The organism is Streptomyces sp. CC0208 (assembly GCF_003443735.1).
GTDB classification, from domain to species: Bacteria; Actinomycetota; Actinomycetes; order Streptomycetales; family Streptomycetaceae; genus Streptomyces; species Streptomyces sviceus.
Window position 1 is genome coordinate 5,193,779 of sequence record NZ_CP031969.1, and the last position, 23,278, is coordinate 5,217,056.

The 23,278-nt window shown below is 70.4% G+C and carries 25 protein-coding genes and 1 tRNA gene; 10 read left to right on the plus strand and 16 right to left on the minus strand.

Annotated elements, in window-relative coordinates; genetic code table 11:
* Positions 1 to 15: 15 nt before the first annotated feature.
* On the minus strand, positions 16 to 1,713 hold the full coding sequence (locus D1369_RS23925) for a sodium:solute symporter family protein (RefSeq protein ID WP_007382622.1): 1,698 nt from the start codon (positions 1,711 to 1,713) through the stop codon (positions 16 to 18).
* Positions 1,714 to 1,824: 111 nt separating this feature from the next.
* Here D1369_RS23925 and galT point away from each other — a divergent pair, with 111 nt between their 5' ends.
* The 4 genes from galT to D1369_RS23945 all read left to right on the plus strand — a co-directional run bounded on the left by galT (position 1,825) and on the right by D1369_RS23945 (position 5,906).
* Entirely contained in the window at positions 1,825 to 2,910 is a 1,086-nt protein-coding gene (galT, locus tag D1369_RS23930; RefSeq protein WP_007382621.1) for a galactose-1-phosphate uridylyltransferase, read from the plus strand.
* Positions 2,907 to 3,875 carry a UDP-glucose 4-epimerase GalE gene (galE, locus tag D1369_RS23935; RefSeq protein ID WP_007382620.1) on the plus strand — a complete coding sequence of 323 codons (969 nt, stop codon included), beginning with the start codon at positions 2,907 to 2,909 and terminating at the stop codon, positions 3,873 to 3,875. Before galT ends, galE begins: the two co-directional genes overlap by 4 nt.
* Positions 3,875 to 5,029 carry a galactokinase gene (gene galK, locus D1369_RS23940; RefSeq protein WP_007382619.1) on the plus strand — a complete coding sequence of 385 codons (1,155 nt, stop codon included), beginning with the start codon at positions 3,875 to 3,877 and terminating at the stop codon, positions 5,027 to 5,029. Before galE ends, galK begins: the two co-directional genes overlap by 1 nt.
* A gap of 88 nt (positions 5,030 to 5,117) precedes the next feature.
* Positions 5,118 to 5,906, plus strand: a complete 789-nt coding sequence (locus tag D1369_RS23945; protein ID WP_007382618.1) for a hypothetical protein — start codon at positions 5,118 to 5,120, stop codon at positions 5,904 to 5,906.
* Here the strand turns inward: D1369_RS23945 and D1369_RS23950 are convergent.
* Complete coding sequence (locus D1369_RS23950) at positions 5,896 to 6,354, minus strand: GNAT family N-acetyltransferase (protein WP_007382617.1); 459 nt, start codon at positions 6,352 to 6,354, stop codon at positions 5,896 to 5,898. The two genes, D1369_RS23945 and D1369_RS23950, sit on opposite strands and share 11 nt — an antisense overlap.
* Positions 6,355 to 6,628: 274 nt before the next feature.
* Between D1369_RS23950 and D1369_RS23955 the strand changes: the two genes are divergently transcribed.
* On the plus strand, positions 6,629 to 7,396 hold the full coding sequence (locus D1369_RS23955; RefSeq protein ID WP_037900409.1) for a response regulator transcription factor: 768 nt from the start codon (positions 6,629 to 6,631) through the stop codon (positions 7,394 to 7,396).
* Here the strand turns inward: D1369_RS23955 and D1369_RS23960 are convergent.
* The gene (locus D1369_RS23960) at positions 7,355 to 7,852 is read right to left on the minus strand and encodes a MarR family transcriptional regulator (RefSeq protein ID WP_007382615.1); all 498 of its coding nucleotides are present in this window, start codon (positions 7,850 to 7,852) and stop codon (positions 7,355 to 7,357) included. The two genes, D1369_RS23955 and D1369_RS23960, sit on opposite strands and share 42 nt — an antisense overlap.
* Before the next feature lie 89 nt (positions 7,853 to 7,941).
* Here D1369_RS23960 and D1369_RS23965 point away from each other — a divergent pair, with 89 nt between their 5' ends.
* From D1369_RS23965 to D1369_RS23975, 3 genes are all read left to right on the plus strand, one after another.
* Entirely contained in the window at positions 7,942 to 8,742 is an 801-nt protein-coding gene (locus D1369_RS23965; protein ID WP_037900406.1) for a trans-aconitate 2-methyltransferase, read from the plus strand.
* Positions 8,742 to 8,978: a hypothetical protein gene (locus D1369_RS23970; RefSeq protein ID WP_050789710.1), complete on the plus strand. Its 237-nt coding sequence runs from the start codon at positions 8,742 to 8,744 to the stop codon at positions 8,976 to 8,978. Before D1369_RS23965 ends, D1369_RS23970 begins: the two co-directional genes overlap by 1 nt.
* A gap of 64 nt (positions 8,979 to 9,042) precedes the next feature.
* Entirely contained in the window at positions 9,043 to 9,216 is a 174-nt protein-coding gene (locus tag D1369_RS23975) for a CsbD family protein (RefSeq protein ID WP_082319408.1), read from the plus strand.
* 65 nt (positions 9,217 to 9,281) lie between these two features.
* Here D1369_RS23975 and D1369_RS23980 read toward each other — a convergent pair whose 3' ends face one another.
* From D1369_RS23980 to D1369_RS23995, 4 genes are all read right to left on the minus strand, one after another.
* Positions 9,282 to 9,578, minus strand: a complete 297-nt coding sequence (locus D1369_RS23980; protein WP_007382611.1) for a hypothetical protein — start codon at positions 9,576 to 9,578, stop codon at positions 9,282 to 9,284.
* 28 nt (positions 9,579 to 9,606) lie between these two features.
* A complete protein-coding gene (locus tag D1369_RS23985) occupies positions 9,607 to 9,897 on the minus strand; it encodes a hypothetical protein (protein WP_007382610.1) in 291 nt (96 codons plus the stop codon).
* Positions 9,898 to 10,006: 109 nt separating this feature from the next.
* A complete protein-coding gene (locus D1369_RS23990; protein ID WP_037900403.1) occupies positions 10,007 to 10,687 on the minus strand; it encodes a TetR/AcrR family transcriptional regulator in 681 nt (226 codons plus the stop codon).
* Complete coding sequence (locus D1369_RS23995) at positions 10,684 to 11,694, minus strand: fatty acid desaturase (protein ID WP_007382608.1); 1,011 nt, start codon at positions 11,692 to 11,694, stop codon at positions 10,684 to 10,686. The genes D1369_RS23990 and D1369_RS23995 overlap by 4 nt, the downstream gene beginning before the upstream one ends.
* A 308-nt stretch (positions 11,695 to 12,002) precedes the next feature.
* On the opposite strand from D1369_RS23995, the gene ppc reads away from it, so the two are divergent.
* Positions 12,003 to 14,744 carry a phosphoenolpyruvate carboxylase gene (gene ppc, locus D1369_RS24000; RefSeq protein ID WP_007382607.1) on the plus strand — a complete coding sequence of 914 codons (2,742 nt, stop codon included), beginning with the start codon at positions 12,003 to 12,005 and terminating at the stop codon, positions 14,742 to 14,744.
* A gap of 61 nt (positions 14,745 to 14,805) precedes the next feature.
* Here ppc and D1369_RS24005 read toward each other — a convergent pair whose 3' ends face one another.
* The 7 genes from D1369_RS24005 to D1369_RS24035 all read right to left on the minus strand — a co-directional run bounded on the left by D1369_RS24005 (position 14,806) and on the right by D1369_RS24035 (position 20,547).
* On the minus strand, positions 14,806 to 15,495 hold the full coding sequence (locus tag D1369_RS24005; RefSeq protein WP_007382606.1) for an LPXTG cell wall anchor domain-containing protein: 690 nt from the start codon (positions 15,493 to 15,495) through the stop codon (positions 14,806 to 14,808).
* A 138-nt stretch (positions 15,496 to 15,633) separates the two neighbouring features.
* Positions 15,634 to 16,125 (minus strand): hypothetical protein, encoded by a 492-nt coding sequence (locus D1369_RS24010; protein ID WP_161263272.1) that lies wholly within the window; start codon positions 16,123 to 16,125, stop codon positions 15,634 to 15,636.
* Positions 16,126 to 16,189: 64 nt separating this feature from the next.
* Positions 16,190 to 16,792, minus strand: a complete 603-nt coding sequence (gene pth, locus D1369_RS24015; RefSeq protein ID WP_007382604.1) for an aminoacyl-tRNA hydrolase — start codon at positions 16,790 to 16,792, stop codon at positions 16,190 to 16,192.
* 228 nt (positions 16,793 to 17,020) lie between these two features.
* Positions 17,021 to 17,614: a 50S ribosomal protein L25/general stress protein Ctc gene (locus D1369_RS24020; RefSeq protein ID WP_007382603.1), complete on the minus strand. Its 594-nt coding sequence runs from the start codon at positions 17,612 to 17,614 to the stop codon at positions 17,021 to 17,023.
* A gap of 184 nt (positions 17,615 to 17,798) precedes the next feature.
* Positions 17,799 to 18,779, minus strand: coding sequence for a ribose-phosphate diphosphokinase (locus D1369_RS24025; RefSeq protein WP_007382602.1), 981 nt, complete (start codon positions 18,777 to 18,779; stop codon positions 17,799 to 17,801).
* A gap of 133 nt (positions 18,780 to 18,912) precedes the next feature.
* A complete protein-coding gene (gene glmU, locus D1369_RS24030) occupies positions 18,913 to 20,361 on the minus strand; it encodes a bifunctional UDP-N-acetylglucosamine diphosphorylase/glucosamine-1-phosphate N-acetyltransferase GlmU (protein WP_007382601.1) in 1,449 nt (482 codons plus the stop codon).
* Between the two features lie 111 nt (positions 20,362 to 20,472).
* Positions 20,473 to 20,547 (minus strand) — tRNA-Gln (locus D1369_RS24035).
* 207 nt (positions 20,548 to 20,754) lie between these two features.
* Here D1369_RS24035 and D1369_RS24040 point away from each other — a divergent pair.
* A complete protein-coding gene (locus D1369_RS24040; RefSeq protein ID WP_007382600.1) occupies positions 20,755 to 22,062 on the plus strand; it encodes a histidine kinase in 1,308 nt (435 codons plus the stop codon).
* Between the two features lie 29 nt (positions 22,063 to 22,091).
* Here the strand turns inward: D1369_RS24040 and D1369_RS24045 are convergent, their stop codons facing one another.
* Positions 22,092 to 22,586, minus strand: a complete 495-nt coding sequence (locus D1369_RS24045; protein WP_007382599.1) for an SUKH-3 domain-containing protein — start codon at positions 22,584 to 22,586, stop codon at positions 22,092 to 22,094.
* 92 nt (positions 22,587 to 22,678) lie between these two features.
* The gene (locus tag D1369_RS24050) at positions 22,679 to 23,251 is read right to left on the minus strand and encodes a YwqJ-related putative deaminase (protein WP_202477013.1); all 573 of its coding nucleotides are present in this window, start codon (positions 23,249 to 23,251) and stop codon (positions 22,679 to 22,681) included.
* Between the last annotated feature and the right edge of the window lie 27 nt (positions 23,252 to 23,278).

The following is a 23,278-nucleotide window of genomic DNA, read 5'->3' on the forward strand; positions in this document are numbered from 1 at the left end:
CTCAAGCCTCCGGGGTCAGAACGAGAACGGGATGTAGCAGGCGGCCGCGAGGACGACCGCGCCCCAGCCCAGCAGGGCCGGCCTGCGGTACCAGGCGTCGTCGCCGACGGCGGGGGGCTCGGACATGCCGGGGGACGTCGTGCCGTAGACGAGGCCCTGGAGTTCCTCGGCGGGCTTGGGGGCCGTGAACAGGGACACGGCGACCATCACGACCGCGCCCGCCACGAAGCCCACGATCGCGGAGACGAAGTTGGCGCCCTGGTCGGAGGGGATGTCGATGACGCCCTGCTTGTAGATCCAGAAGTAGTTCACCATCGCCGCCACCGTGCCGGCGAGCAGGCCCCAGAAGCCCGACTTCGCGGACGCGCGCTTCCAGAACATGCCGACGATGAAGACGACGAACATCGGCACGTTGAAGAAGGAGAACAGGGTCTGGAGGTAGCTCATGATGTTGGAGAAGGAGGAGGCGAGGAAGGCCGTTCCGACGGAGGCGCAGACGCCGATCACCGTGATCAGGCGGCCGAAGCGGACGTAGTACTCGTCCTCGCGGCCCCGCTGCACATAGCGGCCCCAGATGTCGTTCGTGAACACCGTGTTGAAGGACGAGACGTTGGCCGCCATGCCTGCCATGAAGGCCGCCAGGAGGCCCGTGACCGCGATGCCCAGGACGCCGTTCGGCAGGAGCTGTTCCATCAGGTACGGGATGGCGTCGTTGTACTGGTAGCCCGATTCGGCGGTGCCGAAGCCCGGGATCAGGGCCGCCGCCACCAGACCCGGGATCATCACCAGGAAGACGATGAAGACCTTCGGGTACGCGGCGATCAGGGGGGTGCGCTGGGCCGCGCTCAGGTTCTTCGCCGACAGGGCCCGCTGGACCTCCGCGAAGTTCGTCGTCCAGTAGCCGAAGGACAGCACGAAGCCGAGGCCCAGCACGATCGTCAGCCAGTTCGCGCCCAGCGGGTTGGCGCTGCCGATGCCCGTGCCGCCCCAGGCGGTGGTGAAGTTCGCGCCGTGCTCGGCCGTCAGCTTGTCCGTGAGGCCGCCCCAGCCGCCCACCTTCTTCAGGCCGAGAACGACCAGGGGGATCAGGGCCGCCAGGATCACGAAGAACTGGAGGACCTCGTTGTAGATCGCGGAGGACAGGCCGCCGAGGGTGATGTAGGCGAGGACGAAGGCGCCGGCCACCACGATGGCCACCCACTGCGGCCAGCCAAGGAGGGCTTCGACCACGATCGCGAGGGCGTAGAGGTTCACGCCCGCGATCAGGATGGCCGCGAAGGCGAACAGGGCCGAACTGAGCAGGTGCGCCCACTTGTCGAAGCGCAGCAGGAGCATCTCGGGGACCGAGCGCACCTTGCTGCCGTAGTAGAAGGGCATCATCACCAGGCCGAGGAAGACCATGGCCGGGATGGCGCCGATCCAGTACCAGTGGACCGTGTAGGCGCCGTACTGCGCGCTGTTGGCGGCCATCCCCAGGATCTCGGTCGCGGCCAGGTTGGCCGAGATGAAGGCGAGACCCGTGATCCAGGCCGGCAGCGAGCGTCCGGAGAGGAAGAAGTCCAGGCTCGTCTTCACCGAGCGGCGGGCCGCGAAGCCGATGCCGAGGACGACGACGAAGTAGATGCCGAGGATCGTGTAGTCGAGCCAGTTGGTGGGGAGCCTCAGCTCGGCCGCGAGATATGCGGTGTCTACGCCTTTTGTGGGGTTTTGCATAGTCAGCAATTGAACACCTCGACTGATGCGCTTTGTTTGATTCCGATGTTGACGTGGGTGGGTGGTTATGGTTACTTGTGTTTAGTTATGTTTGAGTGAAGGAGCCCAGCGGTGAAGAAGACCTCGACCCGGCTGGCCGACGGTCGCGAGCTCATCTACTACGACCTGCGCGACGACACCGTCCGCGACGCCGTGGACCGGCGTCCGCTGGAGCGGACTGTCACCACGTCGGAGGTTCGTCGGGATCCGCTGCTCGGCGACTCCGTGGCCATCGCCTCGCACCGGCAGGGGCGCACCTACCACCCGCCCGCCGACGAGTGCCCGCTGTGCCCCTCGCAGGGCGAACGGCTGAGTGAGATCCCGGACTCGTCGTACGACGCCGTGGTCTTCGAGAACCGTTTCCCCTCGCTGGCCGGCGACTCGGGGCGCTGTGAGGTCGTCTGCTTCACCTCGGACCACAACGCGTCCTTCGCGGACCTCACGCAGGAGCAGGTACGGCTCGTCCTGGACGCATGGACCGACCGGACGTCGGAGCTGTCGCATCTGCCCTCCGTGGAGCAGGTCTTCTGTTTCGAGAACAGGGGTGCGGAGATCGGTGTGACCCTGGGTCACCCCCATGGCCAGATCTACGCCTACCCGTTCACCACTCCGCGCACCGCCCTGATGCTGCGTTCTCTCGCGGCCCACAAGGAGGCGACGGGAGGGGAGAACCTCTTCGACGCCGTCGTGGCGAGCGAGCTCGCCGGTGAGCGGGTCGTCCTGGAGAGCGAGCACTGGGTCGCCTTCGTGCCCTACGCGGCGCACTGGCCGTACGAGGTGCATCTGTATCCCAAGCGCCGGGTGCCGGATCTGCTGGGCCTCGACGAGGACACCCGCACAGAGTTCCCCAAGGTCTATCTGGAACTCTTGAGGCGCTTCGACCGGATCTTCGATGGGCCGGGTGGAGGGAAGGAAGGTGCGGGCGAGCCTCCTACGCCGTACATCGCCGCCTGGCACCAGGCGCCGTTCGGTCAGTTGGAGGAGTTCGAGGGCGTCAACCGGGACGACTTCGCGCTGCATCTCGAGCTTTTCACCATTCGCCGTACGTCCGGCAAGCTGAAGTTCCTCGCGGGGTCCGAGTCGGGCATGAACGTCTTCATCAACGACATCCGTCCGGAGGCCGCGGCACAGCGACTGCGAGAGGTAGCGAGTTCATGAAGTACCTGGTGACAGGTGGCGCGGGGTATGTCGGCGGGGTCGTGGCCCAGCATCTGCTGGAGGCCGGCCACGAGGTCGTCGTCCTCGACAACCTCTCCACCGGCTTCCGCGAGGGGGTGCCCACGGGTGCCTCGTTCATCGAGGGTGACATCCGCGACGCCGCGAAGTGGCTCGACTCCTCCTTCGACGGCGTGCTCCACTTCGCCGCCTCCTCCCAGGTCGGCGAGTCGGTCGTGAAGCCCGAGAAGTACTGGGACAACAACGTCGGCGGCACCATGGCGCTGCTCGGTGCCATGCGCGAGGCCGGTGTCAAGAAGCTCGTCTTCTCCTCCACGGCCGCCACGTACGGGGAGCCCGAGGAGGTGCCGATCGTCGAGTCCGCGCCCACCAGGCCCACCAACCCGTACGGCGCCTCCAAGCTCGCCGTCGACTTCATGATCACCAGCGAGGCGAACGCGCACGGCCTCGGCGCCGTGTCCCTGCGCTACTTCAACGTGGCCGGCGCCTACGGCAAGCAGGGCGAGCGGCACGACCCCGAGTCGCACCTCATCCCGCTGATCCTCCAGGTCGCCCAGGGCAGGCGGGAGGCGATCAACGTCTTCGGCGAGGACTACCCGACCCCGGACGGCACCTGCGTGCGCGACTACATCCACGTCGCCGACCTCGCCGAGGCCCACCTCCTCGCGCTGAAGGCCGCCGAGCCCGGCGAGCACCTCATCTGCAACCTCGGCAACGGCGAGGGCTTCTCCGTCCGCCAGGTCATCGAGACCGTCCGCCAGGTCACCGGCCACCCGATCCCCGAGGTCGTGGCCCCGCGCCGGGGCGGCGACCCGGCCACCCTGGTCGCCTCCGCCGCCACCGCCCGCGAGAAGCTGGGCTGGAACCCGTCCCGCACGGATCTCGCGGGGATCGTCGCGGACGCGTGGGAGTTCGCACAGAGCATCAGCGCAGCAAGGGAGCAGTAGTGGCGGCACAGCAGGTCCGGGACGGTTTCGTCGAGCTGTACGGAACCGAGCCCGAGGGTGTCTGGTCGGCGCCGGGCCGCGTCAACCTCATCGGCGAGCACACCGACTACAACGACGGCTTCGTGATGCCCTTCGCGCTGCCGCACACCGCGGTCGCGGCCGTCTCCCGTCGCGAGGACGGCGTCCTGCGCCTGCACTCCTCGGACGTCGAGGGCGGTGTCGTGGAGCTGCGCCTCGACGAGCTCGCGCCGGAGAGCGACCGGAACTGGACCGCGTACCCGGCCGGTGTCGTCTGGGCGCTGCGCGAGGCCGGACATCCGGTCACCGGCGCGGACGTCCACCTCGCCTCGACGGTCCCGGCGGGCGCGGGCCTGTCCTCCTCGGCGGCCCTGGAGGTCGTCGTCGCGCTCGCGTTGAACGACCTGTACGACCTGGGCCTCCAGCGCTGGCAGCTGGCCCGGCTGTGCCAGCGCGCCGAGAACGTCTACGTCGGCGCCCCCACCGGGATCATGGACCAGACGGCGTCCGCCTGCTGCGAGACGGGCCACGCCCTGTTCCTCGACACCCGGGACCTCTCCCAGAAGCAGATCCCCTTCGACCTCGCCGCCGAGGGCATGGTCCTGCTCGTCGTCGACACCCGCGTCAAGCACGCCCACAACGAGGGCGAGTACGGCAAGCGCCGCGCGGGCTGCGAGCGGGGCGCGGCCCTGCTGGGCGTGGACGCGCTGCGGGACATCCCCTACGGCGAGCTCGACGCGGCCCTCGAGCGGCTCGGCGACGACGAGGAGGCCGTACGCCTGGTCCGGCACGTCGTCACCGAGGATGAGCGGGTCGAGAAGGTCGTCGCCCTGCTGGAGTCGGGCGAGACCCGGGCTATCGGCCCGGTGCTGATCGCGGGCCACGCCTCGCTGCGCGACGACTTCCGGATCTCCTGCCCGGAGCTGGACCTGGTCGTCGACACCTCCCTCGCCTCGGGTGCCCTGGGCGCGCGGATGACGGGCGGCGGTTTCGGCGGCTCGGCGATCGTGCTGGCGGAGGCGGCCGACGTGGAGACGATCACCAAGGCGGTCCAAGAGGCCTTCGCCGCAGCGGAGTTCACCGCTCCGCGGGTGTTCGAGGCGGTGCCCTCGGCAGGGGCGCGACGCCTGGTCTGAGACCGGCTGACCGCGGTTTTGCCCGGCTTGATCCGAACTTGGGGAAAGCCGGGCCTCTCCCTGACATGCGCCCCAGTAGCGTCGGAGCGTGAGTCGAGGGCGCCTTCGCATCCTGTCGGCGATCGGCATCGGCTGCTACGCGCTCGCCGCGATCGTCGGCTTCTTCCTCCTGGCGGACCACCAGGGCTACGGACTCCTGGTGCCCCTGTGGATCGCGCACGGGGTGCTCCTCGCCCTGCTGCTGACGAAGCTGTGCGCGGACGAGACGGGCGTGACCGCGGCGCTCCTTGTGGTGGGGGCCTCCCTGGTGGCCGTGTACATCGCCGACCTGGCCCGCGACGACCTCACCCTGGAGCGGCGGGGCGAACGGATCACCGCCACCGTCGTCCGGGACTGGCCCGCCCCGGACCGGGGGCGCGAGGCGGACACCTACGACTACGCCCTGGCGCGCCGCGACGGCACCAGGCTCCCGGGCCCCGCCCTGCGGGCCGGATCCGGCAGCTTCGCCGTCGGACAGAGCGTCACCGTCCTCGCGGACCCCGAGGGCGTCCTGCGTCCCCGGATCCCGGGCGACGCGCACGCGACCGGTCACGTCCTGGGTGTCGGGGCGTTCGCGCTGATGGCGCTCGGCGTGGTCGCGGCCACGACCCGCCGGGGCGCGGTCGTCGCCCGCCGGCGCGAGGAGCGGGCCAGGGTGGCGGACCAGGAACACACGCTCCGCGAGGCGCTGCGCACGGCCTCGGCCGACGACCACGGGGTCATCGAGGTGCACCCCGCGCACTACCCGGACGTCTCCCACCGCCGCGCGGCCGGCATCGCCGGGGAGCTGGGTCTGGCGCCGGCGGACGAGCCGGGCTCCTGGCGCTTCAGGCGGTGAGCTGCTTGGTGAGGGTGTACTCCGTGACCCCCGGCGGATAGTCCGGGATCACACACACCACCTCGTACCCCTGCTTCTGGTAGAACTCCGGCGCCTGGAAGTCCCAGGTCTCCAGGCGTACGGCGGTGCAGCCCCGGCCGCGCCGGGCCATGCGCTCCGCCCGTGCGAGCAACTGCGAACCCAGGCCCGCCCCGCGGTGCCGTCCGTCGACCCACAGGTACGTCACGTGCAGCCAGCTCGTCCAGGTGTGGCCGACCAGTCCGCCGGCGACGGCACCGGAGTCGTCCAACGCCCAGACGTGGAGCGGAAGTTCCCGCTCACCTGGGGTTCCGCGCAGCGCGCGCAGGACCGGGGAGACGGCCGTGTTGGTGTCCCGCAGCCGCTTGCGGAGCAGATCCTGCCGGGCTTTGTCGACTTCTGTCTCCAGACGAAACATGCGGCTCACCATAAACGCACCGGACAGCCAGTTCTGCAAATAACCTTCCGCTCCTGCCCCCCGGCCGTACCCTGATGAACAGCACCGGTGGGGGCCGGTGCTGATCAGGGGGGCGAGACAGTCGGGTACGGCGCCCGAAGTGGGGGTAGCAGTTCTTGCGCGGCGGCGGCCGTGCCGCCATCGTGCTTCGTGAGTCGTACCCGCGGCGGTGTCGTCTCCCGAGTCGTCCTCAGACGAAGACGATGGGGTATCCCCTGCTCTTCGAGAGCTTGGGGAAGGGGGTTTCGTGGTTCGCATCCGAGTCCTGGTCGTCGACGACCATCGCATCTTCGCCGAGTCGCTCGCCGCCGCGCTGGCGGCCGAGCCCGACGTGGAGGTCTCCGCGGCCGGCAGCGGTCCCGCCGCGCTGCGCAGTCTGGAGCGCGCGGCCGCCGAGGGCCGCCGTTTCGACGTGCTGCTCGTCGACGCAGACCTGGGCGGCAACGTCCAGGGCATCAGGCCCGCCATGTCCGTGCAGGACGGCAGCGAGGAGGGTCTCGTCGACGGCATATCGCTGGTCGCCGGGGTTCGTACGGGGCAGCCGGCGGTCCGGATCGTCGTGCTCGCCGAGAAGGACGATCCGCGGCGGGCCGCGCTCGCCCTGCAGGCCGGCGCGTCGGGCTGGGTCGCCAAGGACTGCTCGCTGTCCCGGCTGCTCACCGTCATCCGGGGGGTGCTGCGCGACGAGACCCATCTGCCGCCCGCCCTGCTCACCGGCGTGCTGCGGGAACTCACCGCCGCCCGCAAGCACCGCACCGAGAGCGAGCGGCTGGTGGAGTCCCTCACCCCGCGCGAGCGGGAGGTGCTGCGCTGCATGGTCGCCGGCCTGGGCCGCAAGGCGGTCGCCGAGCGGCTGTTCCTCTCGCCGCACACCGTCCGCACCCATATGCAGAACGTCCTCGGCAAACTGGGCGTCCACTCCACCCTGGCCGCCGTGGCTCTTGCGCGGCGCGCGGGCGTGGGGCCGGTCGACCTAGCCGGGGATGTTGTCGAACGGGGCGGTCAACTGGCGTAGCAGCCCGGCCAGTTCCCCGCGCTGGGCGCGGGACAGCTCGGCGAGGATCGCGCGTTCCTGTTCCAGCAGACCGGCGAGGGCCTGGTCCGCGCGGTCCTTGCCGTCCTCCGTGAGCCGGACCAGCACCCCGCGCCGGTCGCTCGGGTCGGGCAGCCGCTCCACCAGGCCCTTCTTGGCCAGCCGGTCGATGCGGTTGGTCATGGTGCCCGAGGTGACAAGGGTCTGCGTCAGCAGCTGGCCGGGGGAGAGCTGATACGGCGTCCCCGCGCGCCTGAGCGCGGTCAGCACGTCGAACTCCCAGGGCTCCAGACTGTGCTCCGCGAAGGCCAGCCGGCGTGCCCGGTCCAGATGCCGGGCCAGTCTGCTCACCCGGCTGAGCACCTCGAGCGGTTCCACGTCGAGGTCAGGGCGCTCCCGGCGCCACGCAGCGACCAGCCGATCGACCTCGTCCTCCATGACGATCAGTGTAGTGGTTGTGTCGATGTGAAGTCTCTTGACATCAAGTCTCTTGACATCAAGATAAATGGGCGGGGAAGGTGGACGGCATGACGACTCCCACCTGGGACCCGGCCCAGTACCTGCGCCACGCGGACCACCGCGCCCGCCCCTTCACCGACCTCCTCGCCCGCATCCCGGAACCACCGGGGGACGCGCCCCTGATCGCCGACCTGGGCTGCGGCCCCGGCAACATGACGGCGCTGCTCGCCGCGCGCTGGCCCACGGCCCGGATCACCGGCTACGACAACTCCGCCGAGATGCTCGACAAGGCACAGGCCGATTACGCCGGCCCCACGTCCGGGGGCGGGCGGCTGGACTTCGCCGACGCGGACGTCCGCACCTGGACGCCCGCACAGCCGTACGGCCTCATCGTCAGCAACGCCACCCTCCAGTGGGTGCCGGGGCACGTGGAGCGGTTCGCCGACTGGATCGCCGGGCTCGCCCCCGGCGGCACCTTCGCCTTCCAGGTGCCCGGCAACTTCGACTCCCCGAGCCACCGGCTGATGCGCGAACTCGCCGGGTCCGTGGGCCTCGCGGAGACCCTGCGCCACGACGACGCGGTCCTGCCGCCCGCCGCCTATCTGGCGGAACTGGCCGACCTGGGCTGCGCGGTGGACGTGTGGGAGACGACGTACGTGCACCTGTTGCAGGGCGAGGACCCGGTCCTGGACTGGGTCAAGGGGACCGGTCTGCGGCCCGTCCTGACCGCGCTCGCCGACGACCCGAAGGCCCGGGACGCCTTTCTCGCCGAGTACCGGGCGGCCCTGCGCGAGGCGTACCCGGCAGGGGCGCACGGCACACCGTTCCCGTTCCGCCGTATCTTCGCCGTCGCCCGCAAGGAGGGCTGATGCTCGCGGACGTGGACCACGTACAGCTCGCCGCGCCCCCCGGCTTCCCCAAGCCGCCGCTGCTCGCGGCCCGGGGCGGATGCTGGTTCCGGGCGGGGGCCGTGGAGCTGCACCTGGGGATCGAGGAAGGCTTCACCCCGGCGAGGAAGGCGCACCCGTGGGACGAGGGACTGCCCGGGCGGCTGCGGTTCTACTCCCGCGACCCCGTGGGCAACCGGCTGGAGTTCCTGGTTTGACCGGGGCGAGCCGGGTCACCCGCAGTGATGAGAGCGAAGTCGCCTATCGCTGGGAGTGAGAACCGTGGCAGGAGACCAGAAGGCCAAGGCCAAGAAGGAACAGGTCAAGGGCAAGGCCAAGGAGGTCGTGGGGCGCGCGGTCGGCAACGAGCAGATGGAGGCCGAGGGCCGGGCGGGGCAGTCGAAGGGCGACGCGCGCCAGGCCAAGGAGAAGGCGAAGGACACCTTCAAGCACTGACGGTACGAACACGGCCCGTGCACCGGTGAGGTGCACGGGCCGTTGTCGTACGGTCCGGTGACGGGTCAGCGCCACTCGGGCGGGATGTTCTTCACCTGCTCCAGGATGTCCCAGTCCTTGGGGCGGGAGCTGGGGGAACTCCAGGGAGCGCCCTGGCCGAGCCAGTGGCCGCGGTAGTTGCGCAGGCCCATCACGCTGATGTCGCTCACGCTGGGCTCGTTGAAGCAGCACGGGCAGAGGGCGCCCTCATTGGGCCAGCCATGTTCCCAGAACGGCTCCACGCCGTCGTCGTATCCGCAGACGCGGCAGACGGTTTCCCACTCCGGGCCGGGCGGCTGCGGTAGTTCCTGTTCAGACGGCATGGAGTCGATCTCCTTCGCGCCGGGTGCGCTAGCGCCACTCGGCCGGGACGGCGGACAGTTGCTCCAGGACGTCCCAGCCCGCGGGGCGGTTCTTCGGTACGTCCCAGGGGGCGCCCTGGGACACCCAGTAGCCCCGGGTCTCACGGACCTTGGACAGATGGTCGTCGCCGAGACCCGACTCGATGCCGCAGCAGTCGCAGATCACGTACTGCGGCACGCCGTGGGGGTCCCGCAGGAGCGAGCCGTCGTCGCGGCCGCAGACCCGGCAGACCGTCTCCGACAGGTCCTCCGCCGGCTGTCCGGTGTCCTGCGTCTGCATCTACCTGAGCTCCGTCGGTCGCGACTCGTACATGGTCTGCGCAGTCCCGTCCGGGTCCGTGGTGCCCTGACCGCCGTAGGGCGGGGGCCGCGTGGCCGGGCGCGCGGGGTCAGCTCTTCCGGCGTCCTATCAGACGCGGTTTCGCCTCCAGGCCGTCCAGGCCGTGCCACGCCAGGTTCACCAGGTGCGCCGCCACCTCCGCCTTCTTCGGGCGGCGCACGTCCAGCCACCACTGGCCGGTCAGGGCGACCATGCCGACCAGGGCCTGGGCGTACAGCGGGGCCAGCTTGGGATCGAAGCCGCGCCGCTTGAACTCGCGGCCCAGGATGTCCTCCACCTGGGTCGCGATGTCCGAGATCAGGGAGGCGAAGGACCCCGTGGACTGGGGGATGGGGGAGTCACGGACCAGGATGCGGAAGCCGTCCGTGTGCTCCTCGATGTAGTCGAGGAGGGCGAAGGCCGCCTGTTCGCACAGTTCGCGGGGGTGGCCTGCGGTCAGGGAGCTCGTCACCATGTCCAGCAGCCGGCGCATCTCACGGTCCACCACCACCGCGTACAGGCCCTCCTTGCCGCCGAAGTGCTCGTACACCACCGGCTTGGAGACGCCGGCCTTCGCCGCGATCTCCTCCACCGACGTCGCCTCGAAGCCCTTCGTGGCGAACAGCGTGCGGCCGATCTCCAGAAGCTGGGCGCGGCGCTCGGCCCCCGTCATCCGGGTGCGCCGCACGCGCCGCGGCTTCGCTTCGTTGCTCGGGGTACTGCTGGAGTCGGTCGCCACGGCGTCCATCATGCCGCCTCGGCGGCCTCCTTCTGGCGCCCGGAGCCGTCCCCGTCGTTGTTCCGGCGGGAATCGATACGCGAGCGTGACGGCCAGCGCACGTCGTACGCCCAGCCGAGCATCTCGAACCAGCGGATGATCCGCGCCGAGGAGTCCAACTGCCCGCGCATCACGCCGTGCCGGGCCGAGGTCGGGTCGGCGTGGTGCAGGTTGTGCCAGGACTCACCGCAGGACAGCACCGCCAGCCACCACACGTTGCCCGAGCGGTCCCGCGACTTGAAGGGCCGCTTGCCGACCGCGTGGCAGATCGAGTTGATCGACCAGGTCACGTGGTGCAGGAGGCAGACCCTGACCAGGGAGCCCCAGAAGAAGCCGGTGAACGCGCCCCACCAGGACATCGTCACCAGACCGCCGATCACGGCGGGCAGGGCGAGGGAGAGCATCGTCCAGTAGAGGAACTGCCGGGAGATCGCCCGGATGGCCCCGTCCCTGATCAGATCGGGGGCGTACTTTTCCTGCGGGGTGCGCTCCTCGTCGAACATCCAGCCGATGTGCGCCCACCACAGGCCCTTCATCAGCGCGGGAAGGGTCTCGCCGAAACGCCACGGCGAGTGCGGGTCGCCCTCGGCGTCCGAGAACTTGTGGTGCCTGCGGTGGTCAGCGACCCAGCGCACCAGCGGGCCCTCCACCGCCAGTGAGCCGGCGATGGCGAGCGCGATGCGCAGCGGACGCTTCGCCTTGAAGGAGCCGTGGGTGAAGTAGCGGTGGAAGCCGATCGTGACGCCGTGGCAGCCCAGGAAGTAGAAGAAGACCAGCAGACCGAGGTCCAGCCAGCTCACCCCCCAGCCCCACGCCAGCGGCACCGCCGCGAGGAGTGCGAGGAAGGGGACGACGATGAAGAGGAGAAGGGCGAGCTGCTCGACCGTCCCCTTCGTCTCGCCGCCGAGGGTCGCTGCGGGGTGTGGGGTGTCGTCGTTCGGCTTCGGGGCGTCTGCGATCACATCGGAGCGCGTGGTCATGAGCGTCCCCTGTGGGGTTTCGAGGGTTGAAGACAGGTGCCGGGCTGCGGGAATCCTTCTCGGGTTCCGTTACGACGGTCCCTACGGTTCCGTAACCTACGGCGTCGTAAGTATGGCAGCGCGGCGCCCGGCGGCAAGAGCCCGAGAGTCTGCGCGTCCGCATGGACACCTATCCTTGGAGTCGGTCGGACAGCGCGGTCCGCTCTGAATTGTTTCCCGGATGGCCCGGCCGTATGCGGCGGCTGCCGCACGACCGACCTCCGGGTTCCCCTCCCGGACGAGCTTCAACACTGCAAGGAGCCGCACCTGTGAGCAGTGCCGACGACCTGACCACGAGCGCCATGTCGACCAGTACCGAGCTGCGCGCCGACATCCGCCGGCTGGGTGACCTCCTGGGCGAGACCCTGGTCCGCCAGGAGGGCCCCGAGCTGCTGGAACTCGTCGAGAAGGTGCGCCGCCTCACCCGTGAGGACGGCGAGGCCGCCGCCGAGCTGCTGCGTGGCATCGAACTGGAGACCGCCGCCAAGCTGGTGCGCGCCTTCTCCACCTATTTCCACCTGGCCAACGTCACCGAGCAGGTGCACCGCGGCCGCGAGCTGCGGGCCCGGCGCGCCGCCGAGGGCGGTCTCCTCGCCCGTACGGCCGACCGCCTCAAGGACGCCGACCCCGAGCACCTGCGCCAGACCGTCGCCAACCTCAACGTCCGCCCGGTCTTCACCGCCCACCCGACCGAGGCCGCCCGCCGCTCCGTGCTGAACAAGCTCCGCCGGATCGCAGCCCTCCTGGAGACCCCGGTCATCGAGACGGACCGGCGCCGCTACGACACCCGTCTGGCCGAGAACATCGACCTCGTCTGGCAGACCGACGAACTCCGGGTGGTGCGCCCCGAGCCCGCCGACGAGGCCCGCAACGCCATCTACTACCTCGACGAGCTGCACGCCGGCGCGGTCGGCGACGTCCTGGAGGACCTGACGGCCGAGCTGGAGCGCGTCGGCGTCAAAATCCCCGACGCCACCCGCCCCCTGACCTTCGGCACCTGGATCGGCGGCGACCGCGACGGCAACCCCAACGTCACCCCCCAGGTCACCTGGGACGTCCTGATCCTCCAGCACGAGCACGGCATCAACGACGCCCTGGAGCTCATCGACGAGCTGCGCGGCTTCCTGTCGAACTCCATCCGCTACACCGGCGCCACCGAGGAACTCCTGGAGTCCCTTCAGGCCGACCTGGAGCGCCTGCCGGAGATCAGCCCCCGCTACAAGCGCCTCAACGCCGAGGAGCCGTACCGCCTCAAGGCCACCTGCATCCGGCAGAAGCTGGAGAACACCAAGACCCGCCTGGCCAAGGGCATCCCGCACGAGGACGGCCGCGACTACCTCGGCACCAGCGAGCTGCTGAGCGACCTCACGCTGATCCAGACCTCGCTGCGCGAGCACCGGGGCGGTCTGTTCGCGGACGGCCGGATGGACCGCACCATCCGCACCCTGGCCGCCTTCGGCCTCCAGCTCGCCACCATGGACGTCCGCGAGCACGCCGACGCCCACCACCACGCCCTCGGCCAGCTCTTCGACCGGCTCGGCGAGGAGTCCTGGCGGTACGCGGACATGCCCCGCGAGTACCGGGCCAAGCTGCTCGCGAAGGAGCTGCGCTCCCGCCGGCCCCTCGCGCCGACCCCGGCTCCGGTGGACGCGGCCGGCGAGAAGACCCTCGGTGTCTTCCAGACCGTGAAGCGGGCCCTTGCGGTCTTCGGACCCGAGGTCATCGAGTCGTACATCATCTCGATGTGCCAGGGCGCCGACGACGTCTTCGCGGCGGCGGTGCTGGCCCGCGAGGCCGGGCTGCTCGACCTGCACGCCGGGTGGGCGAAGATCGGCATCGTGCCGCTCCTGGAGACCACCGACGAGCTCAAGGCCGCCGACACCATCCTGGAGGACATGCTCTCCGACCCGTCGTACCGCAGGCTCGTGGCCCTGCGCGGGGACGTCCAGGAGGTCATGCTCGGCTACTCCGACTCCTCGAAGTTCGGCGGCATCACCACCTCGCAGTGGGAGATCCACCGCGCCCAGCGGCGCCTGCGTGACGTGGCGCACCGGTACGGCGTACGCCTGCGCCTCTTCCACGGCCGCGGCGGCACCGTCGGCCGCGGCGGCGGCCCCTCCCACGACGCCATCCTGGCCCAGCCCTGGGGCACCCTGGAGGGCGAGATCAAGGTCACCGAGCAGGGCGAGGTCATCTCCGACAAGTACCTCGTGCCGTCCCTGGCCCGGGAGAACCTGGAACTCACGGTCGCGGCCACGCTGCAGGCCTCCGCCCTGCACACGGCTCCCCGTCAGTCGGACGAGGCGCTGGCCCGCTGGGACGCGGCCATGGACGTCGTCTCCGACGCCGCGCACGCCGCGTACCGCAGGCTCGTCGAGGACCCGGACCTGCCGACGTACTTCCTCGCGTCGACGCCGGTGGACCAGCTCGCCGACCTGCACCTCGGCTCACGGCCCTCCCGCCGCCCCGGCTCGGGCGTCTCCCTGGACGGACTGCGGGCCATCCCGTGGGTGTTCGGCTGGACCCAGTCCCGGCAGATCGTGCCCGGCTGGTTCGGCGTCGGCTCCGGCCTGAAGGCCCTGCGCGAGGCGGGCCTGGACACCGTGCTCGACGAGATGCACGAGCAGTGGCACTTCTTCCGGAACTTCATCTCCAACGTCGAGATGACGCTGGCGAAGACCGACCTGCGCATCGCCCGCCACTACGTCGAGACGCTCGTCCCGGCCGAGCTCCAGCACGTCTTCGCCGACATCGAGGCCGAGCACGAGCTCACCGTCCGCGAGGTCCTCAGGGTCACGGGCGAGGACGAACTCCTCGACGCCACCCCGGTCCTCAAGCAGACCTTCGCCATCCGCGACGCCTACCTGGACCCGATCTCCTACCTCCAGGTGACGCTGCTCAAGCGCCAGCGCGACGCGGCCGCCGCCGGCGAGGAGCCCGACCCGCTGCTCGCCCGCGCCCTGCTCCTCACGGTCAACGGCGTGGCCGCGGGCCTGCGCAACACCGGCTGACCTCCGGATAGAAAAAAGCGGTGCCCCCGGAAACTCGGGGGCACCGCTTTTCGCTGCTACGTCAGGCCCGGCGCCGCCTGACGACGAGGTAACCGCCGGCCGCCACCAGCGCGGCCGCGGCCCCCGAGAGCAGGCCGACAGGAGCGCCGTTGCCGGTCTCCGCGAGGTCACCGGTGGAACCCTGCGCGGAAGCGGAGGAGGACACCGACGGGGAGGCCCCGGGCTCGGTGGACGCGCCGGCGGACTCACTGGGCCCGGCGCTCGGGGAGGCGGACTCGTCCGAGCCGGGAGTGCCGGAGGGCGACGCCGTCGGCGTGGCCGTCGTACCGCCGCCGCCTTCCTCGTCCTCGCAGTCCGTCCAGAACACCTTGTGCTTGGCGGCGCCCTTCTCTCCGTCGAAGTTCCAGAACAGCTTGTAGTGACCGTCGGGCAGCGACAGGTCCTCCGTACGGCCGTGGCCGTCGGAGTCCAGCGTGATCTCGCCGGACTTCACGGTCTCGCCCTTGACGTCGGCCGTCGGGGCCCAGGCCTCGATGTGCCAGTCGACCTCCTGGACGGCGTCGAAGCCGAAGGCGTCGAGATAGAAGGTGCAGACGTGCGGCTCGTTCTTGCGGAGCTCTTCGCCGGTGGTGGCGTCGTGGATCTTCACGGTGCCGTTGTCACCCGGAGGGGTGGCGTGGGCGACCGGGGCGACCAGGAAGGCCGCCGAGGCGACGGCGGACAGGACGCCGAAGCGGGTGCGGGTACGCATGGGGCAGTAGTCCATCTTCGAGAGTGAAACGGGAAGATGTGGAGGGTGTGGCTCAGCATCCAGGTGTGACTGACCTCCGGTCAATCACGAACAGAGAACACTCAGGTTCTCCACAGAAGCAGTGAACGGCGAAAGTCGTCAGATGGTCACGAAAGCCGCCGTGAGCAGTGCGATTCCCGACCCCGCCAGCACCCACGCGAACCGGGTCCTGCGCAGTCCGCCCGCCACGACCACCGACGCCAGCAGCAGCGCCCCGCCCATCGGCACCCACGCGTACAGCACCCCGGCCCGCCCCGACAGCACGACCTCGGCGCTGCCGGGCTTCACCACGACCGGGTAGGTCCGGCCCTTGCGCACCGCCACCGTCTTCTCGATGACGACCCGGTCCCGCGCCACGGACCCGTGCGACAACGGCGTGTACGGGCCGCTGCACACCTCCCGCGCGCACCGGGCCACCTCGATCGTGCCGTGCTCCCGCCCCTTGGTCAGCATCACGTACTGCGCGCTGCCCCAGGACGCCCACACCCCCGCGACCAGGATCAGCAGCGCGACCACACCCATCGACGCGAGCCGTCCGAACCGCAGCGCGGCGAGCGAGGCCCGGCGGGAGGTGAGGGTCGTGGCAGGCATGGCCGGGATCATTGGCCATGGCCCTGCGCGGGGTCAACTCGGGTCCGGCGGACCGGCGGACAAGTCAGGAGTTGTACGTGCTTTGCGCCCGCTCCAGACCCTCGATCACCAGCGCCTCCACCGCGTCGGCCGCACGGTCCACGAAGTAGTCGAGCTCCTTGCGCTCGCTCGACGAGAAGTCCTTCAGCACGAAGTCCGCGACCTGCATACGGCCCGGCGGGCGCCCGATCCCGAACCGCACCCGGTGGTACTCCGCCCCGAACGCCTTCGTCATCGACTTCAGCCCGTTGTGACCGTTGTCCCCGCCGCCCAGCTTCAGCCGCAGGACGCCGTAGTCGATGTCCAGCTCGTCATGGATCGCCACGATGTTGGCGACCGGCACCTTGTAGAAGTCCTTGAGGGCGTTCACCGGACCGCCCGACAGGTTCATGAACGACATCGGCTTCGCCAGGACCACCCGCCGGTTCGCCGGCCCCGGCGGCCCGATCCGCCCCTCCACGACCTGCGCCTGTGCCTTCCCGGCCCGCTTGAACCGGCCCCCGACCCGCTCGGCCAGCAGATCGGCCACCATGAAACCCACGTTGTGCCGATTGCCCGCGTACTCGGGCCCCGGGTTCCCGAGGCCGACGATCAGCCAGGGGGCGTTGGCGGGGGTACTCACGTCCATCTCTCCTCTGCACATGCCGCAGCCGCCGCCCCCGAACAGGGGGCGGCGGCTGGAGCGTATATCGCTGCCGCGGTGCCGGGCGCCGGGGAGGCGGCGGCACGACGGCCAGGGCCGCTTCGGCACATGGCCGACTGCGAGAATCCGTGCCTACAGGCCGGGTCGAGCGGGGGCTGGTGCGGGTCCCGCCGACGTCGGCATGATCCGCCGGACAGGCCCGAGGGCCGTCGCTCAGGCCTCGGCGGACTCGTCGCCCTCGGCGGTCTCGCCCTCGGACTCCTCGGCCTGAGCGGCCAGGACCTGGAGGACGACCGTGTCCTCGTCGACCGCCAGCTTGGTGCCCTTGGGCAGCGGGATGTCCTTGGCGAGGATGGAGTCGCCGGCCGACAGACCCTCGATGGAGACGGTGACGGACTCGGGGATGTGGGTGGCCTCGGCCTCGACCGGAAGCGCGTTCAGGACGTGCTCCAGCAGGAAGGCGCCCGGAGCCAGGTCACCCTCGGTCTGGACGAAGATCTCGACGTTGACCTGCTCGCCGCGCTTGACCAGCTGGAGGTCGACGTGCTCCAGGTAGCCCTTGATCGGGTCACGCTGCACGGACTTCGGGATGGCCAGCTCGTTGGTCTTGCCGTCGATGTCCAGGGAGATCAGGACGTTCGACGTACGCAGCGCGAGCAGCAGCTCGTGACCCGGCAGGGTCAGGTGGATCGGGTCGGAACCGTGACCGTACAGAACACCGGGGACCTTGTTGTCACGGCGGATACGGCGGGCGGCGCCCTTGCCGAACTCGGAACGGGTCTCGGCGGCGATCTTGACCTCGGACATGCGGATCACTCCTCGTAGAACTAAAGCGGACGTGGTCACCCGGCCACGAACGGCCTGCTACGAAGAGCGCGTCGATAACGGACCGCCGACACCTGCGCGAACAGGTACGGCCTCCCTCGCCGAGCAACTGGAGCAGTCTACTCGGAGAAGGAGGCCGTACCCAAAAGGATCTTCTGCAGAACCCTTACTGCTCGTCGAAGAGGCTGGTCACCGAACCGTCCTCGAACACCTCGCGCACCGCGCTCGCGATCGTCGGCGCGATCGACAGGACCGTCAGCTTGTCCAGGTCCCGGCCCAGCTCGCCCGGCGTCGGCAGGGTGTTGGTGAACACGAACTCGCCCACCCGGGAGTTCTTCAGCCGGTCCGCGGCCGGACCGGACAGCACACCGTGGGTGGCCGTCACGATGACGTCCTCCGCGCCGTGCGCGAACAGCGCGTCCGCGGCCGCGCAGATGGTGCCACCCGTGTCGATCATGTCGTCGACCAGGACACACACCCGGCCCTTGACCTCACCCACGACCTCGTGGACGGTCACCTGGTTCGCCACGTCCTTGTCACGCCGCTTGTGCACGATCGCCAGCGGCGCGCCCAGCCGGTCGCACCAGCGGTCCGCGACCCGCACCCGGCCCGCGTCCGGGGACACGACCGTCAGCTTGTTCCGGTCGACCTTGCGGCCCACGTAGTCCGCGAGCAGCGGAAGCGCGAAGAGGTGGTCCACGGGCCCGTCGAAGAAGCCCTGGATCTGGTCGGTGTGCAGATCGACGGTCAGCAGCCGGTCGGCACCGGCGGTCTTCATCAGATCCGCGATCAGCCGCGCCGAGATCGGTTCACGGCCGCGGTGCTTCTTGTCCTGCCGCGCGTAACCGTAGAACGGCACGATGACCGTGATGGAGCGGGCCGACGCACGCTTCAGCGCGTCGATCATGATCAGCTGCTCCATGATCCACTGGTTGATCGGAGCCGTGTGGCTCTGGATCACGAAGCAGTCGGCGCCACGGGCCGACTCCTGGTAGCGGACGTAGATCTCGCCGTTCGCGAAGTCGAAGGCCTTGGTCGGGACAACCCCGACACCCAGCTGCTGGGCGACCTCCTCGGCAAGCTCGGGGTGGGCGCGGCCGGAGAAGAACATCATCTTCTTCTCGCCGGTCGTCTTGATCCCGGTCACAGCACTGTCTCCTCAGAGGTGTCTCAGCCTGCTGGCCACAGACACGCCGCTGGGCGCGGCGGGCCGTCTCAGCTGGTGGGGGTGCGGATGTGCACTTATCACGGTACGACGACTTCGGCGCACCTGTTTCCGGTCAGTCCTCGCTCGCGCCCTCCCGGGAAGCCGCCTCGGCAGCCTTCGCCGCCGCGCTCCCCGGACGCTTCCGGGCCACCCAGCCCTCGATATTCCGCTGCTGGCCACGGGCCACGGCCAGCGAACCGGGCGGTACGTCCTTCGTGATCACCGACCCTGCGGCGGTGTAGGCACCGTCCCCTACCGTGACAGGCGCCACAAACATGTTGTCCGAACCCGTACGGCAATGCGACCCGACGGTCGTGTGGTGCTTGTCCTGACCGTCGTAGTTCACGAACACGCTCGCGGCGCCGATGTTCGAGTACTCACCGATCGTCGCGTCCCCGACGTAGGACAGGTGCGGGACCTTCGTCCCCTCCCCGATGGAGGCGTTCTTCGTCTCGACGTACGTCCCGATCTTGCCCTTCGCGCCCAGCCGGGTGCCGGGACGGAGATAGGCGTACGGCCCGACGGTCGCGCCGGCACCGATGTGAGCACTGTCGGAGACCGTGTTGTCGACCCGGGCACCGGCTCCGACGACCGTGTCCTTCAGCCGGCTGTTGGGACCCACCTCGGCGCCCTCGCCGACGTGCGTCGAACCGTGCAGCTGCGTGCCCGGGTGGACGACGGCGTCCTGGCCGAAGGTGACGGTGACGTCGATCCACGTGGTCGCCGGGTCGATGACGGTGACACCGGAGAGCATCGCGCCGGTCAGCAGCCGGTCGTTGAGAATCCGTCGCGCCTCGGAGAGCTGTACCCGGTTGTTGATCCCGGCGATCTCGCGGTGGTCGCCCGCGACGCAGGCGCCGACCCGGTGCCCGGCCGCACGGAGAATCCCGAGCACGTCGGTGAGGTACTCCTCGCCCTGGGAGTTGTCGGTGCGCACCTTGCCCAGCGCGTCCGCGAGCAACTGCCCGTCGAAGGCGAACACCCCGGAGTTGATCTCCCGGATCGCCCGCTGCGCCTCGGATGCGTCCTTGTGCTCGACGATCTCGGTCACGGCACCGGAGGTCTCGTCCCGCACGATCCGCCCGTACCCCGTCGCGTCCGGCACCTCGGCGCTCAGCACGGTGACGGCGTTGCCGTCCGCGGAGTGCGTGGCGGCAAGGGCGTTGAGGGTCTCGCCGGTCAGCAGCGGGGTGTCCCCGCACACCACGACGACGGTCCCGTCGACGCGGCCGCCCAGCTCCTCCAAGGCCATCCGGACGGCGTGGCCGGTGCCGTTCTGCTGCGCCTGCACGGCCGTTCGTACGTCGGCGTCGGTGCCGGCGAGGTGCGCGGTGACCTTCTCCCGGGCGTGCCCCACGACCACGACGAGGTTCTCGGGGTCCAACTCGCGGGCGGCGGCGAGCACATGCCCCACGAGGCTGCGGCCACAGATCTCGTGCAGGACCTTGGGTGTGGCCGACTTCATACGGGTGCCCTCACCCGCTGCGAGAACGACGACGGCTGCCGGGCGAATGGCGCTCACGGGATGCCCTTCGGCTGTGGAGGGGGAGGGTGACATCCGCAGGATACCGGGGCGTTTCCCGGGTGACATGGGAGTGGGCCCTGACAGAGCTGTCAGGGCCCGAACAGAGTGTGGCTCCCCCGCCAGGACTCGAACCCGGACAGATGGCACCAAAAGCCACAGTGCTGCCAATTACACCACGGGGGAATGATCCCGACGGAACCGGACATTCAGTCAGGTCGCCGAGTGGCGGCTCCTACTATGCCGTACCAGGCGCCCCTGATGCGACGGTACAGATCGGCTCGCCCGCGGACGTCCGCCGTGGTCCCGTGGTCGATCGGTCACTCCATGTGGTGTAGGCCAGTCGTCGAAATGCGCCGGAAAACCTGCGGGGGCCGAACGTAGGCTGGAGGCATGACCACGACGGGGGAAGACACCACCGCGGCACAGAAGGGGCCGTGGTGGTGGGCACGGTGGCGTAGTGCGGTGCTGGACGCGGGCCTGGCGTCGGCGTCCGCGGTGGAGTGTGCGTTCGAGGGGATCCGGTTCGCGGACGACGCGGGGATCCCGATGGCCGCGGGGATCGTGTTCGGGGTGCTGGCGGGATCGGTGCTGGTCGTCCGGCGCAAGTGGCCGATCGCCGTCGTGCTCGTCTCGATCGCCATCACGCCCGCCCAGATGGGCTACCTCATGGGCATCGTCGGCCTGTACACGCTCGCCGCGTCCGAGCTGCCGCGCCGGATCATCGGCTCGCTGGCGGGGATGTCCCTCGTCGGGATGCTGATCGTGATGTTCGTGCGGGTGCGCCAGGACATGGCGCACGGCGAACTGGACCTGGGGGACTGGTTCGTACCCTTCGCGTCGATCACGACCGCGATCGGGATGACCGCACCGCCCCTGCTGCTCGGTCTGTACGTCGGGGCTCGGCGCCGGCTGATGGAAAGCCTGCGGGAGCGGGCCGACGACCTCGAGCGGGAGCTCCAGCTGCTCGCCGAGCGCGCCGAGGAGCGGGCGGAGTGGGCGCGAGGCGAGGAGCGGACCCGGATCGCCCGCGAGATGCACGACGTCGTCGCGCACCGGGTGAGCCTGATGGTGGTGCACGCGGCCGCCCTGCAGGCCGTGGCCCGCAAGGATCCCGAGAAGGCCGTGAAGAACGCGGCCCTGGTGGGGGACATGGGCCGGCAGGCGCTCACCGAGCTGCGGGAGATGCTCGGGGTGCTGCGCAGCGGGGACGGGTCCGGGCGCCACGAGCGGGCGGCGGTGCCGCTCGTCGCGGTGGGGGTGGCGGCGGCCGCGGCGGCCTCGCGGGCGGTGGACGAGGCCGACGGGCCCTGCCTGGACGATCTGGAGACGCTGATCGGGCAGTCGGCCGCGGCCGGGATGGCCGTGGATCTGTCGGTGGAGGGTGACGTGCGGTCGTACGCCGCGCAGATCGAGCAGACGGCGTTCCGGGTGGTGCAGGAGGCGTTGACGAACGTCCACAAGCACGCGGCGGGTGCGAAGACGCACGTACGCCTGGCGCACCGGGTGTCGGAGATCGCGATGCAGGTGGAGAACGAACCGCCGCCGGAGATCTCGTCGCTCGCGTCGGCCAGGCTGCCGTCGGGGGGCAACGGCCTGGTGGGGATGAAGGAGCGGGTCTCCGCGCTGGGCGGAGTGTTCGTGTCAGGGCCGACGGAGGCCGGGGGGTTCCGGGTGTCGGCGGTGATTCCGGCGGCGTGACCGTCGTGGGGCCGTCGCCGTCGCTGCGGTCAGTCGGCGGTGAGGCGGGTGGGCTCGATGCCGGAGACGAGACCGGCGAGGGCCTGGTCGATGTCCGGGCCGAGGTACCAGTCGCCGGTGTGGTCGAGGGCGTAGACGCGGCCCTCGGCGTCGATGGCGAGGAGCGCCTGGGTGTCGGTCTCGGCGCCGACGGGGCAGACCTCGGTGTCGAGGGCGCGGCCGAGGTCGGCGAGGGTGCGGGCCATGTGGAGCCCGTGCAGCGGGTCGAGGTGGAGGTGGGCGGGCGCGACCTGGCGGCCGGGGCCGGCGGGGGTCAGATGGAGTCCGCCGAACTCCGCCCAGGCCTCGACGGCGGCCGGGAACACGGCGTGCCGGTGTCCGGCGGGCGAGATGTGCTCGCGCAGGGCGTCGGCCCAGATCTCGGCCTGCTTTATGTCCCAGCGTCCGGGCTGCCAGCCTGCGGCGCGCAGCACGGCGTCGACGGGGACGGGGAAGCGGGTGGTACCGGTGCGGTCGGGGTGCATCTGCCCTTCGCGTTCGTCGAGGTCATGGGTGGGCGCCGGGGGTGAGCGGGGGCGCCTTCGTGCGTGAGTACGGGTCGTGCGCGTGGGGGGTGTCAGCCGCCGGTCGCCGTTGGGTCGACGATGCGTACGCCGAAGTGGGCGCTGAGGGCGGTGCAGGCGCGGCAGGGGGCGGCGAAGCTGCCGTGCAGCGGGTCACCGTCCTCGCGGATGCGGCGGGCGGTGAGTTTGGCCTGCTTGAGGGCGCGGCGGGCCTCGCCGTTGGTCATCGGTTTGCGGGCGGCGCGCTTGCTGCGGGCGGCGTCGGCGGCGGCGATGTGTCGCGATATGAGCATGGTCTCGGCGCAGCGGCCGGTGAAGCGGTCGCGCCGGTCGCTGCCGAGGGTGTCGAGGAAGTCCTGGACGAGCGGGTGCAGCGGCGGGGCCTGGTCGCCGCGGGCGGCGGTGGAGGTGAGGGTGGCGCCGCGCACGGAGAGGGCGGCGGCGACGGTGGGCAGTATGCCGTCGCGGCGGTGGCGGAGGGTGGGCGCGTGGGGTCTCTCGGCGCTGCTCCAGCCGATGCGGGGATCGCCGTTGACGCCGGTGTGCGGGCTGCCGCTGGTGCCGGTCGTCGTGCCCGTGTGCGGCCCTGTCTGCGGTCCCGTCTGCGTCGTGTTCATGATCGTCATCCCCTCCCGAGCATCCCCCCGGAGGTC